This is a genomic window from Streptococcus sp. C300, from assembly GCF_000187645.1.
GTDB classification, from domain to species: Bacteria; Bacillota; Bacilli; order Lactobacillales; family Streptococcaceae; genus Streptococcus; species Streptococcus oralis_CQ.
The window spans coordinates 558,148-578,781 of sequence record NZ_GL732466.1; the positions used below are offsets into that span (position 1 = coordinate 558,148).

Here is a 20,634-nt window from a genome sequence, read left to right on the forward strand (position 1 = left end):
TCCTTTCTGTGTTTAAATGATTGCTTTTCGTGTGACGACGGCGACGCCTTCTGGTGCCCAGACGGCGACTTTGGCGGTGCCTGTTACGCGGATCCATCCTAGGCCTGAGATGACCAGGTCAGTCTTGTCCTTGATGGCAAATACATGCTCAACCAGTTTTGGAAAATCTTCTTTTTCTTTACTATTTGGTGGCGTGAGGAGGGTTCCAAGGTGCTTGTCGTAAAAGGCACACGCTCCTTCGAGCTTGGTACGGTGGAGTTTTAGTTCATTGTCAAAGAAGGCTGTAAAACCTTGCTTTTCTCCTGCAATAAAGTCAAAGCGTCCGAGACCACCTAGAAACAGGGTTTGTTCAGGATTGAGCTGATAGGTTTTGGGCTTGATTTCCTTTTTAGGACTAACATACTTGAGGTTTTTAGCCGTCAAGTAGTGGGCCATCTGGTGACGGTGGATAATCCCTGGTGTATCGTAGATATAAGCTCCGTCGTCAAGCGGAATCTCAATCTTGTCCAAGGTTGTCCCCGGAAAACGCGAAGTCGTGATGACATTTTGGTCACCTGTGATTTCTTGGATAATGGCGTTGATAAGGGTTGACTTTCCAACGTTGGTTACCCCAACTACGTAGACATCGCGGCCCTTACGGTAGTATTCAATCTTGTCAATGACTTCCTTAATAGCATGCTTATTCTGAGCCGAAGTCAGGACAACATCCACAGGGCGAAGACCTTCTTCGTGGGCACGTTCCATAAGCCACTGGCTAATCTTGCCTGGTTTAACTGACTTGGGCAGGATATCTTTCTTATTTCCAACCAAGAGGACATCATTACCCGATACAAAACGTGGCAAGCCTGGGATGACAGAGCCATTAAAGTCAAAGATATCAATAACATTGACCACCAAGGCATCACTGTCTCCCACCTCGTGCAAGAGTTTGAGGAAATCATCGTCCGTCAACTGGACATCTGTGATTTCATTGTAATGGCGGAGACGGAAACAGCGTTGGCAATAGACTTCGCCTGTCTCCAAACCTTTTTCGAGTGCCGACTGGGGGGTAAATCCAAGACCAGTCTTGTCTGTCGTCTGAATGGTTGCTCCACAACCAATACAGAGAATTTCTTCCATAATTAAATTCCTTTTTTATATGTAATCGGTCCGTACTTTTCAGTGATTTTGCGCATGACACGGCGCTCGCGAGCTCGGTTAATCTGCGTTTTGATGGAGTCGTGTTGGACCAAGGGCTTGACTAAGATCGAGCGAATACCCGCACGATGCGCTGCGCGTATATCCGTCATGAGCTGGTCACCAACCATGACCACTTCATTTTTCTCATAGTGAAATTCCTTCATGGCACGATCAATCCCAAATGTGAAGGGTTTCAAGGCCCAATAAACGTAATCAATTCCAAATTTCTCAACTGCGCGTTGGACCCGTTTTTTAGTATTATTTGAGACCACGATGATGCGAATACCTGCATCCCGAAGGTCATGTAGCCACTGTTTCATCTCTGGCGTCCCATCAGGGTTGTTCCAAGCAATGAGGGTATTGTCCAAATCGACCAAAACAGCCTTGATCCCCTGCGCCTGCAGGCTTGGGACTGTCAGATCATAAACTGCTTCCACAGCAAAATCTGGCATATAATTTTCAATCGCCATTCTGGCTCCTTTTCTTTTTAATTTCTAGCAATATTCTTTAAATATTGGGCTAAGACTACCCATAAAATGAGACTAGCTATCAAAATATAAATCCAAGCATTTGGTTCATCTGCAAACGGTAAGGGAACATTCATTCCGAAGAATCCTGTAATAACCGCAAGGATAGCTAGCAAGACTGAGATAATTGTCAAAGTTGTCAAATTATCATTTAGATTATTATTTAGGATGTTGTTGTAAGAGGCTGAGAGTTGTTGCAAAACTTGAGAAATCAAGTCTGTCATCGAAACCAACTGGTGCGCTTCAATCATGGCATCGTCAAACTGCTCTCTTTCTACCTCATTAAAATTGCGATAAAGAGCATGCCCTTGGATGTGTTCCAAGAGGAGACGATTTTGTTTGGCAGCAGCTGTCAGGTAAACCATACCAGTTTCCAAGTCAGAGAGGGCAAAAAGATTCTTTTTAGTTGTTTTTTGACGAAGAAGTGCACTGATTTCATCCTTACTTTTATCCATCTCTTCAATAACTGGATAATAAGCATTGCTTATAATCTCTAAACTGGCAAAAAGAAATTTGTAGATTGAAACAACTTCATGGCTTTCAAGATAGGTTGCCATACGTTTAATCACATAACTATTCTTGTGATTGCTAATTGTGATCAGCCGTTGTTTTTCAACGATAAAGGTCATCGGAATCGCTTCATAATATTCTTTGTCTTTTTCTAAATCAAGAACATTATAAATGAAGGTGACCGTTCCCGTTTCACGGTGATAGTCCATGTGGGCACGCTCATTTCTATCCAGAGCATACTCGATAGTTTCTTTGTCCAATCCATAGACATCCGAAAGGTCTTCCATGTTTTTAATCTTGTCCACATCAAGGTCTATCCATGTACAATCGTGACCTAATTTTTTCTCTACAAATAGCATACTCTCTCCTTTACCAAACTCCTTCTATTGTACCATAAATCTGCTAAAATAGCCGGCCTATTCAGTACGAGATAGATTGCTGACGACGGTGATATTGCGATTGGGAACAAAGTGAAGGGCTTGATCGTCACCTCGCAGTTGCGTTGTACGGATTCCTACGCTAACGACCTTTCCAGAAACGGTAATCGGTCCATTTGTGAGAACGACTTCATCACCCACATCAAGCTGGCGTTCAAAAAGGATGAAGAAGCCATTAATGACATCGGATAGAAAGCCTTGCGCCCCCATACCAATGGCCACCCCAGCAATCCCCGCACCGGCAAGGAGGCTAGAAACTGGCAAACCTAAAATAGACAGGATACAGTAGAGCAGAAAGAAATAAAGAATGTAGTTAAAGACATTCTCCAGCAAACGGGAGATAGTCTTTTGTCTTCCTGCATCTCGATTGGAAAATTTAAGCGAGGGCTTGACAATCTTTCGTACAGTTGCATGAAGCATCTTTTTAGCTATATAAAATAGTAAAAACAAAATCAAAAGAGAAATCACCTTGGTCAAGAGATTCTCTAATATGGTTGTTAAATCAAGTTTATCAAAATAGCGTTGAAAAAAATCTTGCATATAAAACTCCTTTTCCCTATTATACCATAAAATCGCCCTTCTCTTTTCTTTCATAATTATTCAATTATCGTTCCTATTTTCAAAACATCACTTGCCTCTATAGCATATTTATACTATAATTATAAACAATACATTTGAAGGAGACTGCTATGAAACGAATCATTAGAGCCTGGACCAAGGCAAGCCTCATCAAACGAATCCTTATTGGAATGATTTTGGGAGCTACATTAGGGATGCTCTTTCCAAACCTTACAGGAATTGGCCTGCTTGGAGATCTCTTTGTAGGCGGACTGAAAGCCATCGCTCCTATTTTGGTTTTTGCCCTTGTTGCCAATGCCCTTTCCCAACACCAAAAGGGACAAAACACCAATATGAAGACTGTTATTTTCCTATACTTGCTCGGAACCTTTGCTGCTGCATTGGTGGCCGTTCTAGCTAGTTTCTTACTGCCTGTGCAAATCACCTTGACCAGTGCAAATACAGAAGTTGCTGCTCCTGACGGTATCGGTCAAGTCCTCAGCAACCTCTTGCTCAAACTGGTGGACAATCCCTTAAATGCCATTGTTGAAGCCAACTATATCGGGATTCTCTCTTGGGCAGTCATCTTTGGCTTGGCTATGAGAGAGGCAAGTAAACACAGTAAAGAATTACTGAGAACCATGGCAGATGTCACCTCTAAAATCGTGGAATGGATTATCAACCTAGCTCCCTTTGGGATTTTAGGTTTGGTGTTTAAGACCATCTCAGACAAGGGCATTGCCAGTCTGGCTAACTACGGTGTCCTCCTAGGACTCTTGATTGCTACCATGGCCTTTGTTGCTCTCATCATCAACCCGCTCATCGCCTTTCTCTTTATGAGGAAAAATCCCTATCCCCTTGTTTTGAAATGTCTACGTGTCAGTGGTATTACAGCCTTTTTCACTCGTAGCTCTGCCGCCAATATACCTGTCAATATGAAACTCTGTCAAGACCTGGGACTGAATCCTGACACCTACTCTGTCTCCATCCCGCTTGGTTCAACCATCAACATGGCTGGCGCTGCTGTTACCATAAATGTCCTGACCCTAGCTGCCGTCAATACACTCGGAATCTCGGTAGACTTTGGGACAGCATTTGTGCTCAGTGTCGTGGCTGCCATTTCTGCCTGCGGGGCCTCTGGAATCGCTGGGGGATCCCTTCTCCTCATTCCTGTCGCTTGTAGCCTCTTTGGGATTTCCAACGACTTGGCTATGCAGGTTGTCGGAGTCGGTTTTGTTATTGGGGTTGTGCAAGACTCCTGCGAGACAGCCCTGAACTCTTCAACAGATGTCCTCTTTACAGCAGTTGCCGAGTATGCTACAAACCGAAAACTTCGTCCCTAGTCTCTGATTCCTCGTTAAATACTTGATTCTATTAGTTTAGGAAATTTTCATGTCCCTCACTCAACGTACGACAAAACTGATCTTAGCGACCTGTCTCGCTTGTTTACTCGCTTATTTTTTAGATTTATCATCAGCAATTTCAGCTGGAATTATCGCCCTCTTAAGCCTCTCCGACACGCGCAGAAGCACGCTGAAATTAGCACGTAATCGCCTCTTTTCCATGCTCCTTGCGCTCGCTATGGGTGTTCTAGCCTTTCAGCTGACAGGCTTTCACATCTGGAGCCTGGGCCTCTATCTGGCTCTCTATGTGCCTCTAGCCTATAAAATGGGCTGGGAAATCGGCATCACCCCTAGCAGTGTCTTGGTCGGTCATCTCTTGGTACAGGAGTCTACTTCCCCAGAACTCTTGCTCAATGAAGTGCTCCTCTTCCTCATCGGGACAAGCTTTGCCCTATTGGTCAACCTTTATATGCCCTCTCGTGAGAAAGCCATCCAAAGTTACCACCTTCAGGTCGAAGAAAAGTTAAAAGACATCCTGCTTCGCTTTAAATACTATCTGTCAAGAGGAGACGGACGCAATCAAGCCCAACTCGTTGACGAATTAGATAGCCTTCTTGAGGAAGCCCTCAAGCTGGTCTATTTGGATCACTCGGACCACCTCTTTCACCAGACGGACTACCATATCCACTACTTTGAGATGAGGCAGCGACAAAGTCGTATCCTGCGAAATATGGCCCAGCAGATCAACACATGCCACTTGGCGGCAAGTGAGAGTTTGATCTTGGCCCAGCTCTTTTCTAAGATTGCTGCCCAGCTAAGCCAGACCAATCCTGCTCATGACCTACTTGATGACATCGAACGCTATCTGCAAGTCTTCCGCAATCGGAGTCTCCCGAAAACACGTGAGGAGTTTGAAACCCGTGCTACCCTCCTGCAGCTACTACGCGAAGCCGAAACCTTTATCCAAGTCAAGGTCGATTTTTACCAAAAATATGGAAACTAGAACGCAAAGAACCTCAGAGAATTCCTCTGAGGTTCTTTTGTTTTGCATTTGGAAGGAAAGTTTATTTAACCATTGCCCTTGGAATCATCAAAACAGGGATATCTTCTGTAGAACCTGAATCCCTATCACGACTAGCCGTATTTAAAATTTCACAGACTCTTTCAACAGTTAGATTTACTTTTATAACAATCCAAGCTAGAAGACTTTATATTGTCCACCCGCATATCCGCAAGGAATGTAGCCTGCTTGGTAGAAGGGATACAAGTCATCCCACTCTACTGGAATCATATCGTTGGCTTGATGCACGATTTCGATAATTTTTTCATTCATTAGTTCTTCCATTTTATCCTCCGATTTGCTTGGATCTTTTTTTCGTGTTTAGTATTCCTCATCTGCGAATGGAACTGCATCCTTACTGATAGGTCACTATCATAAAAATAAGGAGCAATACAAACAGTGCTATACTGAGCAAGAGGGTTACAATTTTTACCAATCGGTTGTTCTGCCAGTATCCTGGTTTTCCGATATTGCTGGTCGCATCCATGGAAAAGAGTTGGCTTTGGCGAGGTTGGATGAAAACCAGGACAATCAAGGCGACGGCTAGGATTATTCCTATAATCATCAAAACTTCCATCAATTTCACCTCAAGATTCCTAATAATGTAAAGATCAGGGTAAGAAGGATGAGCATGCCGAGTAAAATGGAGAAGGTTTTACTGATCTTTTCTCCTCGGCTAGGCTTTTCTTTCTTAAGCGCTCCTTGCTTTAACTCTTCCATGCGTCCTTCGACATCCTTGTAAAATAAATCTTTTTTAGTCATGTCCTTCCCCTATTATCCTTCCCATCCTCTCTTGGTAAGTAGCCAAGTCCACATAGTTAGTATGGCGACCTTGATGTCCAAGGGCTTGGCCCATCTTGTCAAGACTGCTGAGAGCTTCTTGAATCTTCGCAATCATGTCTCCAACAGTCTGCAAATTAAAGAGGTGTTCTGGAGCTGTGTAAGGTCTGTTATGAGCTGTCTGGTCAAAGGCTAGGATGAGCATATTGTGCTCGAAGGCTTGACGGACAGCATCCAAAAGCTCGTTTCCGTAATTGATGTCTAGATAGAGATCCGACAGCTGGTAGAGTTCTCGAATCTTTTGCGGACTAGCGTTTTGATAGAGAACGACATTGGGATAGGAAAGCAAGGTTAGCAACTTGGACGACATTTCAGTCACTGCCGCGATTCGGAAGGTCACCATTGGCAAGGACTCAATCAAGGTTTCGATATGCTCGACCTGATCTGAGTTGGTAACAATCAAGGCATCTGCTCGGACGAAGTTTTCTCTTTTGAACTGATAATGATAACCTAGGTGGATAAACTTGTCATGATAGGCTGGATTGGTCAAGGCCAAGGCCTTTTCATAGGTAGCCTTGTCTGGTATGAGGATCTGCTTGGCTCTCAAGTCCTCTTGCTCCAGTAGTAACTGCATATTACCAGGAAGACAATCATCTAGCGGTTCTTGCCAAACCAAGATGTCCTGTCCGCTCTTGTCTGGATAATGGTATGAGACCAAAAAAGAGGTAGCGAGAGTGTTAAAGAGAAGGTGGCGAATGTCGATTCCCAAATCTTGCAAAAAGAAGATCGTGAACTCTACTCGATTTTTAAAATGGCGTAGACCTTGTCCGGGCAAGGTTAGGAGGATATCGCCTGTCACATGATTTTCTAGGACAATTTCCTGTCCCTTTGCATCCTGGTACTTGGTCAGGATAGCCTGTCCATCTGCACTATAGGTGGTCTTGGCAAAGCAGGCTCCGTATCGGTTATAGTGGTCTGCTTGGTAGATGCGGCCGGATAGATCCTTCCAGTCGACTTGCTTGACCAAACGGGCCTGAGGAGCATCCACATAGTGAATCACGCCCCTCTCCCGAGAATCCTCTAAGATATGGGCCGACTGATTATTTCCCGCAATCTCCCAAAATTCAGGTACGACTACTTGATTGAAATAAAGAGCTTTTCCCGAATCGTAACCTAGATAGTAGGTAAAGGGAGAAAGAATCCTATCTGGGAGAAAGCCATCTGGCTCGATCACAACCGTGACATGGGACAGGCCAGCAGCTTCTAGACTTTCATGTAAATCTCGACTTTCCTGACCATATCGATCAAATAGTTGAATCATGCAGGACCTCCTCTATCGTTTTCTTCCACTTGTCCCTTACTTTGTCTGTTAAAAATCCTCTAGCTAGCTCATAAGATGCTGTTCGCATAGCTGGCAAATGATTTTCCTGATAGAGCTGGCAGATCTTTTCTGCAAAGGATCTTTTAATCGCCGTTTCTACATGGTCATCCGAACTTGGGATCAAGTAGCCATTTTGACCGTCCTGTATAAAGGTCTGGTTTCCATAAGGTACATCAAAACCAATCAGGGGCAAGCCTGAACCAACAGCCTCCATCAAGGTCAGACCAAAGCCTTCACTGGTTGAGGCTGTCAGATAGACCTCGTACTGGGGATAGATCTGAGCTAGGTCTGCATGCCCCTTGAGCTGGATATAGTTCTCCGCTTGGTGAGCCGTGATGATTTCCCTTAAAAGGGACTCTTCACCCCCACTGCCATAAATGTCAAAGGTAAGCTCTGGAAGGATTTGATGCGCCTGGATAACCGCCTTGACGAGCCAGTCGATGTGTTTTTCCTTGGCCAGACGCGAAGCGGTAATGAGAGAAAAGGGCTTGCGTTCCCTAGCAGGCTCCGTCAGCTGATCAATGCTCCCAACTGGAATCGTGACGATTCGTGGACGATGCTGACTGTACTGGGCAAATTGACCTTCGAGAACTTCCTTCTGCCGATCCGTAGACACGATAAAACAATCGACCTTGTCCGCATTTGTAAACTGATACTCATAATAATTATTCCAAAGGAGATAGGCTTCGTTACTAGCATTTTCACTATAGTGCTCTGCGTGAACGACAACTGCTAGATGGGCCTTTTGTGCTTCTTCAAAAACAGCCTGACCAATCCCTGTTTCCCTATCCAAGATGACCAAATCAGACTTGCTCAAGTTCAAATGTTGCATAAAATAGCGCATAAGGGCTGGCTTTCCGTACAGAATCCGGTCCTTAAATCGATAGACCTCTTCCTGACCTTCAGTCAGCAAGATATCGTAAGCGGTGCTGCCGTCTTCATTGAAAAAGCTTCGTTGATAGAGTCTAGCCACTTGGTCTTTAGGCGCGAAATATTCTGTACAGTAGCGTTTGTAGGAGAAATAATCCTTGCGAATCAAGTTTCCCCCAAATACATACTCTGCATGCTGTACTAGATTCTTAGCCGAGTCTACCAAGTAGCAGGTCACAAACTTATCCTCATCTGAAAAGTAGACGCGCAAGACCTTGCCATCCTGCTCCCTATGACTCTCAAGGCCACCAAAAGAGGCTAAGACCTCGTCAACTGTAACACTGGTCGGTGCTAGCTTGATATCTGTAAAATGATTGTAAAGCCAGATTACCTGATCATCCGCAAAGCCGATATTGGCCGTTAAGTGCTGGATATTGTCTGCTAAAATCAAGTCGGTAAAGATAAACTTAGATGCTAGGTCTAAACTTCTAAAAATCCCTGCTCGGTAGGCCTGGGCATATTCGACACCACTGCTCGCCCAACCGATTCCTAGATTTATATTGTAAATTGTCATATGATCCTCTTTTTATGGAAAATGGGTGAGAATCTCACCTTTGGGCGTTACTTCCACAATCCCCATGAGAAGATTGCGAACCATATCTGTACGGATTTGTTGCTTCATGGTTTCAAAGCCTGCATAGGCCTCCTGATAGTACTCCACGATAGGGTTCTTTTGAGAAGCAGACTGGCTCCCGATTGCTAGACTGAGCTGTTGGAGATAGTCTACTTGCTCAACCCAGTTGTCATCAATAGCCTTGAGCATGGATATTCTTAGAAAAGAATCATAGAGCTGGTGAGGTTGGAGAAGTTCCTTTTTGGCTGCGATTTCCTTTGCTATTATTTCCTCTAGTAACTCCCGAATCTGATCTGCATCAGCTAAATCCAAATCAGCTGGTAATTCTCTCATCCCAAAGCTAATATTGGTCACGATGAAGTGAAAGAGCTCTTGGGGACTGCTATAAGCTTTTTCTGAGATTTGTTTGGTATAGTCTGCCAGTATATCCTCAAGGATATGCTCTAAATCACGGCTCCCATCTAGCAAGCAATCTCTTTCTTTGTAGACCATTTGGCGCTGGATATTGACACTTTCCGCATACTCTAAGGTTTGTCTGCGCGCTGAGCGACTGGCACTATCACTAGCCTCTTGGGCTTTTCTGACGAGGTTGCGGTACTTGCGAGCCTTAAGTAGGATGGGTTTGCTGATATCTTCCACTTGGTAGTCTTGATACAGGTCGTGAACCCAAGACGGTCCGAACTTTTTGATCACATCATCTTCAAGCGACACGAAAAATTGAGACATGCCTGGATCGCCCTGGCGGCCGGAACGACCTCTGATTTGCAGGTCAATCCGTCGGCTCTCCATTCGCTCGGTACCGATCACAATCAAACCGCCCAATTCTGCGACTCCTGGACCGAGTTTGATATCTGTCCCGCGACCTGCCATAGAAGTCGCAACGGTCACTGCCCCCATCTGTCCAGACTCTGCGATGATCTGGGCTTCACGCGCCGCATGATTGGCATTGAGGACATTGTGGGAAATCCCCTCTCGCAAGAGCAAGGACGAGTAAAGTTGGGACATTTCAACAGATCCGACAAAGATCAGGAGTGGATTGCCTTTGGCGTGGTAGGTCTTGATAGCTTCGAGAGAGGCATACACTTTCTCAGGGAGGGTCACATAGAGATTGTCCGGATGGTCCATTCGCCTAAGTGGGCGATTGGTCGGGATGCGAATGACGGCCATGTTGTAGGTTTCGAAAAATTCTTTTTCTGCTACCTTTCCCGTTCCTGTCATACCTGAGATTTTGCGAAACATTTTAAAGAGACTTTGGTAGGTGATTGAAGCCATGGCTCTGGTCTCAGGAGAGAGCTTCACATGTTCCTTGGCTTCGATGGCTTGGTGGAGACCTCCTTGAAGTTTGGTCATTTCCATCAGGCGACCTGTTCCATTGTCTAACAAGACCATTTCTTGCCCTCGAACCAGGTAGTCCTTGTCCTTGGTAAAGAGCGTATGAGCTCTGAGAGCATAGACTAGATGCCGAACATAACTGGCGTACTCTTCCTTGTAGAGATGATCAATTCCTAAGAAAGCTTCAACCGTCTGGGCCCCCTTTCGGGTCAACCAAACCTGCTCTTTTTCTTCCTTGTAGATGTAGTCTTCTCCTTCAACCAAGGTCGTCACTAGGGTATCAATCATCCCATAATAGTTAGACTGAACACGGGGAGAGCCTGCAATAATCAAGGGAGTTTGGGCACTATCGAGTAGAATGTCATCGATCTCATCAATGATGACATAGTTAAAGGGAGGTAGGAATTTCCCCTCACGAGTGGAGGCAAGATTGTCATTGAGATAGTCAAATCCCAGTACACTATTGGTCGTGTAGACGATGTCCGAGGTGTAGATCTTTCTTTTCTCTTCCGCAGTCAAGTCCTCTTTTGGGTCCTCTGAGAAGGGAAGACCGACAGTTAGACCTAAAAATTGGTAAACTGGGCCCATTTCGCTTGCATCCCGTCTAGCCAGATAGTCATTAGTCGTGACCAGCATGCTACCTTTTCTCGTTAGGGCATTGAGGTAGAGGGGCATGGTTGCAGTCAAGGTCTTGCCCTCACCCGTATTCATCTCAGCCACATTTCCTTGGTGGATCACAATGGCTCCCATGACTTGCACATCATAGGGAAAGAGACCCAAGACCCGTTTATCGGCCTCACGAACAAGGGCATAGGCTTCTACCAATAGCTCATCTAAGGTTTCTCCCTGGGCAAGGCGCTGGCGAAACTCCTCTGTCTTTGCAGCCATTTCCTCATCACTGAGAGCTGCCATCTCTTCTTTGAGGGCGTTGATTTGGCTTAAAAGCTTCTTGACCTTTCTCAGTTGTCTTTCCTGATACAAATGATTAAACACCAGCATCCTCCTCAATAGAAAACGAAACAAAGTCAAGAGCCTCAAAACCTGCACTAATCAAGGAAAGGCGGTAGGTGTAGGCCACTTCAGGATAGGTGAAGCTAAAAGAAAATTGTCTTTCAATCTTCTCCTCGATGATTTCCTCATAACGGTTTAAAAAGGTCAGTTTGAGATAGAGGCCATTAGTCGGTTGAACCTGCATCTTCATAGAGAGACGGTAGGTATGATTTTTCTTAAGAAGAGGGAGGCTGGGCTGGCTTCTAGTAGCCTGGTAGTTGACACTGGAAAACCAGGTTTTAAGGGTTTCACCTGAAGCCAGCAAAGGATTTTTCAGGGTAACATGACCATCTGCATGATAGGTGATCTGGCTACCGTAAAGATAAGTGGCTCCCATCTCGCCCCACCTAATATCCTCTCTCTTGATGATAATCATGTCTCACCTCTTCCGTATTCTTCTAGTATCATCTTGTAAAAATGAATAAACCAGGCAACGTTTGTTCCTGTATCATCATTGTGTCGACCTGCTGTCCCTTTCGACAAAATCTTAGCTCCTGTCTGGCAAAGAGTCTCCACTAGCTGGTCATAGGCACCACTATCCATATCCTCGTCCTTCATGTAAGAAAGACCAAAGGTCGTCTGGGAAAAATCAGCTTGTTCAAATCGGGTCCAAAAACGTTGATCCAAGTCCTTCATGTCTTTCTGACTCACTCCTCCAGTCTGAAGGTGCAAGACATCAAAGCTAGTTGGAAAGACTCCTGGCGCCTCTAGTCGGCCCCGCTGTGCGATGGTTCCTAGATTGGTCAAGGGTTTTCCGACTACAATCCCCTTGGGTTCAAAGTAGGCTCCGTAGTAGAGGGCTGGGAAGGTTCCCATTGACAGCCCAGATAGGATCAAGTCACTTCTATCCAAGCCTAGATAGTCCAGATAGTGTTGGATGGTTGCTTGTATGCTGTCTTCCAACTCCCCAGTTCCTAGGTAAAAGGCTCCTCCTTCTAATCGAGGGTCCGAAAAGAGGAGAAAGGGGCATCTGAGATTCTTCATCATCCAGTAACCCTCAAAACCTTCCGCCGGACGGTAACCTGAGAAATAGACTGCTAGAGGAGGCTTGAAATCCCCCGGGTGAAAGAAATAGTTGATTTCCTCGCGTTTTTTGTCATGTAGGATATTGCCTCCGAGAACAAACTTTCCAAACTGTTTCCGGCTCCAGCGTTGGTGGAGATTGCCGATGTTGACCTTTCCCTGACCACGCGCTTCAAGAGAAATGCTAAGATAAGCATCATAGTCTTGCTCCACTATGATTGCTGAGGCAAAGTCTGCTTCCTCAAAGAGAATGTCCTGTCTAATCTCTGAAACGGATCCTGCTGGGATTTTTCGCAAACGCAAGCGCAAGTCCACTGGTCCACTCTTTTCATATTCGAGCCAGAGTTCGATTGGCGAATGGGCTTGGACAGACTGATTATAGGCCCAAGAAGCTAGCTGGGTATAGGTCTTGCCAAAGTCTCCTTCCAGCTCCAGATATTCAAATCCTTGATAGGAGATAGAGCCTTGGAAACTCGGGTGAATCCGTATCGTAGCTGGACTCAGCTTGTCTCCATAACCACCTTCAAAGAGGGAGGTGGAAAGGTCTCGAACAAAGCCCTGTCGGTCTGACAGATCCATTGCTTGCATACAGTGCTGTTTGATGAGGTTCTGAATGTTTTTATCCTGACTTGCAAACTGTTCTGGATAGAAAACCGTATAGGGTTCCAAGCTAGATGCAAAAGGCAACAAATCTACTAGATAAGCCCCATCCGTGAGAATGACAGCATGAAAGTGATCCAAATTTTTCTCATCCATGATTTTCTGGATGGCAGACGGTGTGTTGGGAGGAACATGATACCAGTCAAGTTGGGCTGGTAGGGCAAGGGTATCTCGCCAATCCTCTGGACCGATTTGCAAGATCTTATATTTCTTTTCCATGAGTCACCTCCTCCAACCACTTTTCTAGCTTGATCAGGAATTGCTCCCCAGTGTGTTCCTTTATCTTTTCGATGGAATGGATCAGAGCATCATTCCACACCTGCAGGCTATCGAGATAGTAATGGGCAGCTTGAGCAAAATCGGCAGTATTTTCCAACAGATAGCCATTCTTCTGATGGCTGACATACTCTGTTTTGACCCTATTGATTTGAGGGATACCAGCACTAATCCCCGCGATCTGAGTATAAAGAAGAGGCTGACTGTTCAAATCGACAATCAAACGAACAAATTCCAGCTGCTTGATTAACTCCGATTCATCCCTCATATTGACAAACGAATAGCGCTTGCTCTGATGGCGATTGTCCTCAAGTGGATTTTCAGCTCCTTGATAATCAACTTCCTTCTCCAGTTCCTGGTCTTGAAACTGCTCTGCAATCATCTCAGAAACACGTGTTTCCAGCCGCTTCATTTCTTCTTGACTAGCAGCAAAGGCTCCAAAGACCAGCTCTGTATCCTTGTTTTCAGAAAGGAAACGCAAGACCTGATAGAGAGCCTGGTCCTCTATCCCCTGCTCAAAGTCCAGTTGATAGTAGAGAAGCGACTCCTTCCGAGTCTGACTCTTTCCCAGCTCCAAGCGCGTATCAAAAGGCGATAAATGACGAAACTTCATTGCTTGTTCTGAAAAGGCAGACTGAGCCAAGCGCAGGGTATCCTCCCTGTCAACCAGAACAAGGTCCACCTTATCCAGCAGACCTGCCAGTTGTGGTAATTGCTCTTGGGGATTTCGTCCGATAAAAAGGCTGAGAACCTTGGTGCTTTGGCGAGGCAATCGATCTAAAAGGAAAGTATTATGCTGGTCACACGCAGGCAGAAAATAGGTCGTTCCTTCCTCGGGAAGGTGAGCTATTTTCTTCTCAAAAAACTCCGCAATCAATTCTCCCATATCTCGGTAGGCCTCTTTTTGGAAGCGAAAAGCAAAGATAGGATTGACCTCGATACGGCCCCCATCTTGCAAGTACTCTCTAAACTGCCACAGTCCCTTGGGATTGAGGTAGTCTTGGTAGATAGCCTGACCATCTTGGTAGTAAATCACACTGGAAACCAGCCCCCGATCATCCATCAGGTAGTTGGCAGACAAGAGCCCATCTTCCTTGAAATACTGAATCGTACTGATAAAACCTTCTATCCCATGCTCTACCTGGGCATAGGGCTTTCCATCCTTCAGCACCAGAATGGTAAAGGGACTGTAAACAAACTCGCAGTCCTCTTCCCACTCAATATCTCTGAGTTGCAAGACCTGCGGTCGAATCTCATGAAAATCCTGCAATTCATCAAATAAGGAATAAACTTGTGCTTCTAAAATACCTTGGCGATGGAGAAAATAGCGCAAATGAGGCTGATAGGACAAAAGGAGGACCTGGGCAGGAATCCCTTGGCGTTGCATCAAGCGAATCTGATTGAAGGTGTCATCAAATTCTAGCTTAAAATGAGAAAAATACCAGGGTGTCAAATCAGCATGCCAGGGACGCTCCTTGCCATACCAAGCTGGGATAAAGTAATACATCAAAACCTCCTAGAATAGTGGCCGATACCTTTCATTTAATCTGAGCGCCTGCAGTTCGTCGTGAATCGTAAAGAGCATGCCACTCAAAATTAAAAAGAGTCCGGGAATCATGCTGACTTTTAACAGACTCTCATCCTTCAAGACAAACAAGATTGGAAGTCCAGCCAAGGTAACGTTAAAGACTGCACCTATCAGAGCAAATCGAAGAACCAAGCGATTGATAAAGCGACTGGTATCCTCACCAGGATAGACCCCGTAGATGTAATCTCCTGATTGCTTCATCCGATCTGCGATCTGTTGACCACTCACATTGACAAAAGCAAAGGCAATGCTAAAGACAAAGAGGATAAGGATATAAGCATAGATCCACAAGGGTTTCCCCATCGCATACTGCTCCAGTATGGTAGGGTAGAGAGGATTACCCTTATCCAGATGTTGAAGCAAGAGCAAGAGATAAGAAGGTAAGCCCATGAGACTCATCACATACATATAAGGCATACCACCAGCAGGATTGAGCATAATTTCCAGATAGGAATAGCGTTTAAAACGAGAATGAAGTCCGATTTTATTGATAGGGATGCGGTATCGCGCTCGGTAAAAGAGAACGACTAGATAGGTAAAGAGGACACCAAGCACTACCAATAGGAAAAGCAGCCAAGGAGATATCTTATGAACTTGGACCGATTGGAGGATGTCCTGAGGGAGTGAAGCCACCATACTTGCCAATAAAATGACGACAGGGCCTCCAACTCCGATAGACGCATTGATGTCCGACAGCCAAACTAAGAAGAAGGTCCCTGCAACCAAAAGGCTGGTATTGAGGAGAAAGACCAAGAAGGGATTGTAGGGAGCTTGGACAGGGAGGTTTGTCGTCAAGGCCAAGGCCTGAATCAAGGCAATCCCTAACGTCAAGTACATTTTCCGTCTATCCTGAACTTCCGAAGAAACTGAGTTTAAGCCCAGTTTCTTTGAAAAGGAAAACATCTGCCACAAGATCATAGCTGACATCCAAGGTGAAAGCCCGATGGAAAAGAGAGAGAGACTGCGAAGATTTCCACCAGTCAGAGCTACTGAAAAGTCCAGATAGGCTGCGCTTCCTCCGAGAAAATCCCGACTATTGAGATCAACAAAAGGAAGAGCCAGACGACTCCCGAGCACATAAATAAAGAGCAAAAACAGGGTGCGCATCCCTTTTTTTACTGCTATCGATGAACGAAATTCTTTCACTAGCTCCTCCTTTTCATTTTTATCTTTCTGTCCTGTCACACGAGGCCTATCCAGCCTTTTTATCTTAGCACATTCAAATCTCTATCTCAGTTTTCGTGAGCTTTCTCGTCCAGATAAGCTGTCAGAGCTGCTACCATTTCTTCTGGTCTTTCTGCTGAGAAAATACCCGCATAGGTACTTTGAGGTAGTTCCCGCGACTGGGTATTGTCAAAAGTCAAGATCGGTTTCTCAAAGCGTGAAATATAGTCATAAACAACACTCAACTTGTCATCGTGGTTAATATCGAGATAGACATCTGTCTGCTGGATCAATTTCTCGACCAAGAGGGGGAAGGTGTTGGGATAGAGGGTCACATTTTCAAAACGTGACAAGAGCATGAGTTCCGGTGCCATCGTTGTATAGGCTGCAATGTAGAAATGCACCTCTGGCAAGGCTTGAACCAGATAGTCGATTTTCTCAAGATGCCAGGAGTTGGTCAAATTAACACAAGTCATAGCCGGCTGATAGACTGTGACTGGATAGTCAATTCCAGCCTGACGCCATTTTTCAGTAATGGCAGACCACTCCATCAGATGATAGTGCCACCAAACCTCACGCAAACGCCCAACCGAATGAGTGTTCCAAGGTTTGTCCTGAGAGAGGAAATGCAAGATGGCTGGCAGAGGCTCCAAAGGAATCTGGAAGATAAATTCATGTCCATGTGAGGCAGCCCCACTGTCAAAGCCAATCTGAAAATTATAGTTCTGTCCCAGAGGAGCATAGCTGTCATGAAAGAGCATATTGAGGATGGACTGGTCTCCTTCACTCACATGTTGGTGTTCCCGCTCCGTCAACTCAACTAGCTCTTGTCTCACGGCTTCTGCCCGCCATTTTTTGTTATGGATCAAGAGTACACCTGCATTAAAGCCAACCCCAACTCCAAAACAAGATGGTGCAGCAGCAAGGTAGTTTTCGCCTAAGTCCATTTCAAAGAGAGCCGTCAAATCAGCCGTCACAACCAAATCACTATCCAAGTAAAGAACCTTGTCCTCTTCGACAAAATCAGGGATAAAGTAACGGGCAAAGGTCATGTGATTGATATGGGGCAGTTTATTGCTCCAGTTCATCTGAAATTGGGCGCCAAGCATCTTGACATCCACTAACTCACCGCCCATTTGCTCTACTATCGGCCTGAGAGCGCGGAACCATTCTTGGGGAATATCCTGATTAAAGATATAGACCTTGACATGGCTATTATGATAGCAGAGAGACTTGAGCGCTGTTTCAATCTGACGAATATAGGCATAATCTCCTGCGAGAACAATTGTTTTTTTCATTTAGTTTCCTTCAGTTTACAACGACTGCTTCTGTGATTCCAAAAGCGTGCGGATAGACTCGATCATTTGATCTACGGCTGCTGGTGAGTAGACATGACTGCAACCACTCAAGTCATGACTAGTGGTCTCAAAAGCAAATATAGGGATTTCTCTTTGCTGCACCTCTTGGATAATGTTTGCAATTTCATCCTCATGATTGATATCTAAGTAAAAGTCAATCTTTTCCAAGACTTTTTTGACATTCATGGGATTAAAGTAAGGATAGAGGCGTACATTCAGATGCGATTGCAAGTTCATGATTTCCGGCGCAAAATTGGTATGAGCTAGGATAGAGAACTCAACATCTGGCAGTTCTTGGATCAGGTGTTCGATTTGCTCTATGTGACACGTATTGGTAAAAATAGCGGTCGCATACTGGGGAGCTTGAACTAAAGATGCCAATCCTTTATGGAAATCACATTTTTTCATGACGATATCAGACCACTCTAGTCCGTAGTAAAACCACCAGTCCTCCCTAAAACGATTGAGGTTGATTTGGTACCAAGGCTTGTCCCCAGTATAATGGATAATCTTGGCTGTCTTTTCAGTAGCAAGAGAATCCCTATACCAAGAATCCATCTGGTAATTTCGAGCCACTGTATCCATACCAACCATAAAATTATAGGTAGCTTGCAGCGATTTCCAACGACTTTCAAAGAGGTGATTTAACACGCCCTGATCACCAAAAACTTGGTCATGCAGTTGGTCTGTCAAGCTCAACAAGTGCTCCGTCACCTTTTCTTGACGCCAGAGAGCGACATTGATTAGCAAGACACCTGCATTAAAAGTGCTAGGAACTAGCGCATCTGCGACAGCAGCTACTGGCCAGTCTGCCATATCTTCTAAAAAGAGTTGATCTAGGTTTGATCTAACGATAATATCCGAATCCAGGTACAAGGCTAGATCTTCGCTAACAAACTGAGGAATAAAATAACGAAAGAAAGTTGCATAACTTAGGTGGGCTAGTGGCAAACTATACTCTTTCAAACCTTGATGACTAATCTTGACATTGACGATTTTTGAGGCTAGTGGCTCTAGACGTCTCTCCATGAGCTGAAACCATTCTGATGGCAAATCATCATTGAAAACATAAAAAGTCACTGCTCGGTTATGGGCGCAGATTGACTTGATTGTTGTCTCAATTTTGTCCATATAAGCATTATCACCACCGAGTACAATGGCTTTTTGAAGCTCTTTTTTCATTTCGTCCCCTTTTCTTTTCACATTCGTTTGGCTACTTTTCTACTACTATAGTTCTGATTTTTTCGATGATTCTCTCACCTTCCTATTATACCTTTTCCCCTAGTTTATTTCAAACTCAAAAGAGGATTTTCCCATTCTCACATATAGAAAAAACCTTTGAAAAATCATGTTTTCAAAGGTTTTCCATTTCACTATTTATTCATTGATTTTTATATCTTATCAATGACTTTCTTGATCGTCGTTCTGATCCTTCTTGGCAAGAAGACCGATACCTGTCACAGCTGTCAATGCTCCCAATAAAGCAGATGCTACCGAAGTCGACGCTCCTGTATTTGGCAAGGCTTGTTTCGGCTTGCTTGAAGCGGATTGACCTTGGCTTGCAATGTTTGCCATTGAGAGAGAGGTGCTTGTTGAAGTAGATACCAGAGCACTTGCTGACGCAGATCTACTAATAGAATCTGAAATCGAAAGACTAGTGCTAATCGACGCTGACTCGCTCATAGACACACTTGCTGAAATCGAAGCACTTTCTAGAGTCGATTCACTGGCTAACATGCTAGCTGAGAGTGATGCGCTCGTTGAAGTAGATTCGCTCACTGATGTACTTGCTGAGATCGAAGCACTCTCCAACGCCAACTCGGCTGCTAGCATACTTGCAGAAGTTGAAGTACTTGTTGATGCCGATTGGCTTGAGCTCACTGAGGCAGATTCGCTCGAACTTACAGAAGCGGATTGACTAGCACTCAATGATGCCGATTGACTCGAACTTGCCGACGCTGACTGGCTAGCACTCGCTGAAGCGGATTCGCTGGCGCTCACTGACACAGATTGGCTGGAGCTGACTGAAGCGGATTCGCTTGAACTTACTGAAGCTGACTGACTCGAACTTGCCGACGCAGACTCACTGGCGCTCGCTGACGCTGATTCACTCGAACTTACTGAAGCAGATTGACTCACGCTGGCTGACGCAGATTCACTTGCGCTCGCTGAAGCGGATTGGCTGGAGCTAACTGATGCAGATTCGCTGGAGCTGACTGAGGCTGATTGACTGGCACTCAATGAAGCGGATTCGCTTGAGCTTGCAGACGCTGATTGGCTCGAACTCAATGATGCTGATTGACTGGCACTTACTGAGGCAGATTCACTTGAGCTGACTGAGGCGGACTGACTCGAACTTGCCGACGCTGATTGACTGGCACTCACTGAAGCTGATCGACTCGCACTCGCTGAAGCGGACTGACTCGAACTTGCAGATGCTGATTGACTTGCACTTGCAGATGCTGATTGACTAGCACTTACTGATGCTGATTGACTAGCACTTACTGATGCTGATTGACTAGCACTTACTGATGCTGATTGACTCGAGCTTGCCGATGCAGACTGACTCGAACTTACCGAAGCTGACTGGCTAGCGCTCACTGACTCAGACTGGCTAGCACTTGCAGATGCTGATTGGCTGGAGCTTACTGAAGCTGACTGGCTAGCACTCGCTGAAGCGGATTCGCTTGTGCTTACTGAAGCTGACTGGCTCGCGCTGGCTGACGCAGATTCGCTTGTGCTTGCAGACGCTGACTGACTCGAGCTTACTGAAGCGGATTCGCTTGTGCTGACTGAGGCTGACTGGCTTGAGCTTGCCGAAGCAGATTCACTTGCGCTCGCTGGATACTGATTGGCTCGAACTTACTGAAGCAGATTCACTTGCGCTCGGCTGAGGTTGATTGA

18 protein-coding genes and 1 pseudogene are annotated in these 20,634 nt (G+C 45.2%); 2 read left to right on the top strand and 17 right to left on the bottom strand.

The window, feature by feature from the left end:
• Positions 1–12 precede the first annotated feature (12 nt).
• From yqeH to HMPREF0849_RS02725, 4 genes are read right to left on the bottom strand one after another with little or no spacing between them, the layout of a single operon-like run.
• Positions 13–1,119: a ribosome biogenesis GTPase YqeH gene (gene yqeH, locus HMPREF0849_RS02710; RefSeq protein WP_000391231.1), complete on the bottom strand. Its 1,107-nt coding sequence runs from the start codon at positions 1,117–1,119 to the stop codon at positions 13–15.
• A 2-nt stretch (positions 1,120–1,121) separates the two neighbouring features.
• Complete coding sequence (locus HMPREF0849_RS02715) at positions 1,122–1,649, bottom strand: YqeG family HAD IIIA-type phosphatase (RefSeq protein WP_000963744.1); 528 nt, start codon at positions 1,647–1,649, stop codon at positions 1,122–1,124.
• 17 nt (positions 1,650–1,666) lie between these two features.
• Complete coding sequence (locus HMPREF0849_RS02720; RefSeq protein WP_000899715.1) at positions 1,667–2,575, bottom strand: magnesium transporter CorA family protein; 909 nt, start codon at positions 2,573–2,575, stop codon at positions 1,667–1,669.
• A 57-nt stretch (positions 2,576–2,632) separates the two neighbouring features.
• The gene (locus HMPREF0849_RS02725) at positions 2,633–3,193 is read right to left on the bottom strand and encodes a mechanosensitive ion channel family protein (protein ID WP_001150569.1); all 561 of its coding nucleotides are present in this window, start codon (positions 3,191–3,193) and stop codon (positions 2,633–2,635) included.
• A 149-nt stretch (positions 3,194–3,342) separates the two neighbouring features.
• On the opposite strand from HMPREF0849_RS02725, the gene sstT reads away from it, so the two are divergent.
• Together sstT and HMPREF0849_RS02735 are read left to right on the top strand one after the other, a co-directional pair.
• Positions 3,343–4,554, top strand: coding sequence for a serine/threonine transporter SstT (gene sstT, locus HMPREF0849_RS02730; RefSeq protein WP_000821327.1), 1,212 nt, complete (start codon positions 3,343–3,345; stop codon positions 4,552–4,554).
• Positions 4,555–4,603: 49 nt separating this feature from the next.
• Entirely contained in the window at positions 4,604–5,557 is a 954-nt protein-coding gene (locus HMPREF0849_RS02735; RefSeq protein WP_000060059.1) for an aromatic acid exporter family protein, read from the top strand.
• A gap of 258 nt (positions 5,558–5,815) precedes the next feature.
• On the opposite strand, the pseudogene HMPREF0849_RS10525 reads toward HMPREF0849_RS02735, so the two are convergent.
• The 13 genes and pseudogenes from HMPREF0849_RS10525 to HMPREF0849_RS10215 form a co-directional block, all read right to left on the bottom strand.
• Positions 5,816–5,899, bottom strand: a pseudogene (locus HMPREF0849_RS10525) (TIGR01741 family protein); the annotation flags it as partial.
• Positions 5,900–5,969: 70 nt separating this feature from the next.
• Entirely contained in the window at positions 5,970–6,191 is a 222-nt protein-coding gene (asp5, locus tag HMPREF0849_RS02740; RefSeq protein ID WP_000453435.1) for an accessory Sec system protein Asp5, read from the bottom strand.
• Positions 6,192–6,196: 5 nt separating this feature from the next.
• On the bottom strand, positions 6,197–6,376 hold the full coding sequence (gene asp4 / locus HMPREF0849_RS02745) for an accessory Sec system protein Asp4 (RefSeq protein WP_000161924.1): 180 nt from the start codon (positions 6,374–6,376) through the stop codon (positions 6,197–6,199).
• The gene (gtfB, locus tag HMPREF0849_RS02750) at positions 6,369–7,715 is read right to left on the bottom strand and encodes an accessory Sec system glycosylation chaperone GtfB (protein WP_000615320.1); all 1,347 of its coding nucleotides are present in this window, start codon (positions 7,713–7,715) and stop codon (positions 6,369–6,371) included. The genes asp4 and gtfB overlap by 8 nt, the downstream gene beginning before the upstream one ends.
• Positions 7,699–9,219 (bottom strand): accessory Sec system glycosyltransferase GtfA, encoded by a 1,521-nt coding sequence (gene gtfA, locus HMPREF0849_RS02755; RefSeq protein WP_000158437.1) that lies wholly within the window; start codon positions 9,217–9,219, stop codon positions 7,699–7,701. The genes gtfB and gtfA overlap by 17 nt, the downstream gene beginning before the upstream one ends.
• A 12-nt stretch (positions 9,220–9,231) precedes the next feature.
• A complete protein-coding gene (secA2, locus tag HMPREF0849_RS02760; protein ID WP_442852088.1) occupies positions 9,232–11,610 on the bottom strand; it encodes an accessory Sec system translocase SecA2 in 2,379 nt (792 codons plus the stop codon).
• Complete coding sequence (gene asp3, locus HMPREF0849_RS02765; protein ID WP_000583892.1) at positions 11,597–12,037, bottom strand: accessory Sec system protein Asp3; 441 nt, start codon at positions 12,035–12,037, stop codon at positions 11,597–11,599. Before asp3 ends, secA2 begins: the two co-directional genes overlap by 14 nt.
• The gene (asp2, locus tag HMPREF0849_RS02770) at positions 12,034–13,563 is read right to left on the bottom strand and encodes an accessory Sec system protein Asp2 (RefSeq protein ID WP_000412870.1); all 1,530 of its coding nucleotides are present in this window, start codon (positions 13,561–13,563) and stop codon (positions 12,034–12,036) included. Before asp2 ends, asp3 begins: the two co-directional genes overlap by 4 nt.
• Positions 13,547–15,127, bottom strand: coding sequence for an accessory Sec system protein Asp1 (gene asp1 / locus HMPREF0849_RS02775; RefSeq protein WP_000291144.1), 1,581 nt, complete (start codon positions 15,125–15,127; stop codon positions 13,547–13,549). The genes asp2 and asp1 overlap by 17 nt, the downstream gene beginning before the upstream one ends.
• A 9-nt stretch (positions 15,128–15,136) precedes the next feature.
• Complete coding sequence (secY2, locus tag HMPREF0849_RS02780) at positions 15,137–16,354, bottom strand: accessory Sec system protein translocase subunit SecY2 (protein ID WP_000657784.1); 1,218 nt, start codon at positions 16,352–16,354, stop codon at positions 15,137–15,139.
• A gap of 86 nt (positions 16,355–16,440) precedes the next feature.
• Positions 16,441–17,670, bottom strand: a complete 1,230-nt coding sequence (locus tag HMPREF0849_RS02785) for a glycosyltransferase (protein ID WP_000751400.1) — start codon at positions 17,668–17,670, stop codon at positions 16,441–16,443.
• Positions 17,671–17,685: 15 nt separating this feature from the next.
• On the bottom strand, positions 17,686–18,912 hold the full coding sequence (locus HMPREF0849_RS02790; protein WP_000711916.1) for a glycosyltransferase: 1,227 nt from the start codon (positions 18,910–18,912) through the stop codon (positions 17,686–17,688).
• A gap of 219 nt (positions 18,913–19,131) precedes the next feature.
• Positions 19,132–20,331 carry an LPXTG cell wall anchor domain-containing protein gene (locus tag HMPREF0849_RS10215; RefSeq protein ID WP_009013547.1) on the bottom strand — a complete coding sequence of 400 codons (1,200 nt, stop codon included), beginning with the start codon at positions 20,329–20,331 and terminating at the stop codon, positions 19,132–19,134.
• Positions 20,332–20,634 lie beyond the last annotated feature (303 nt).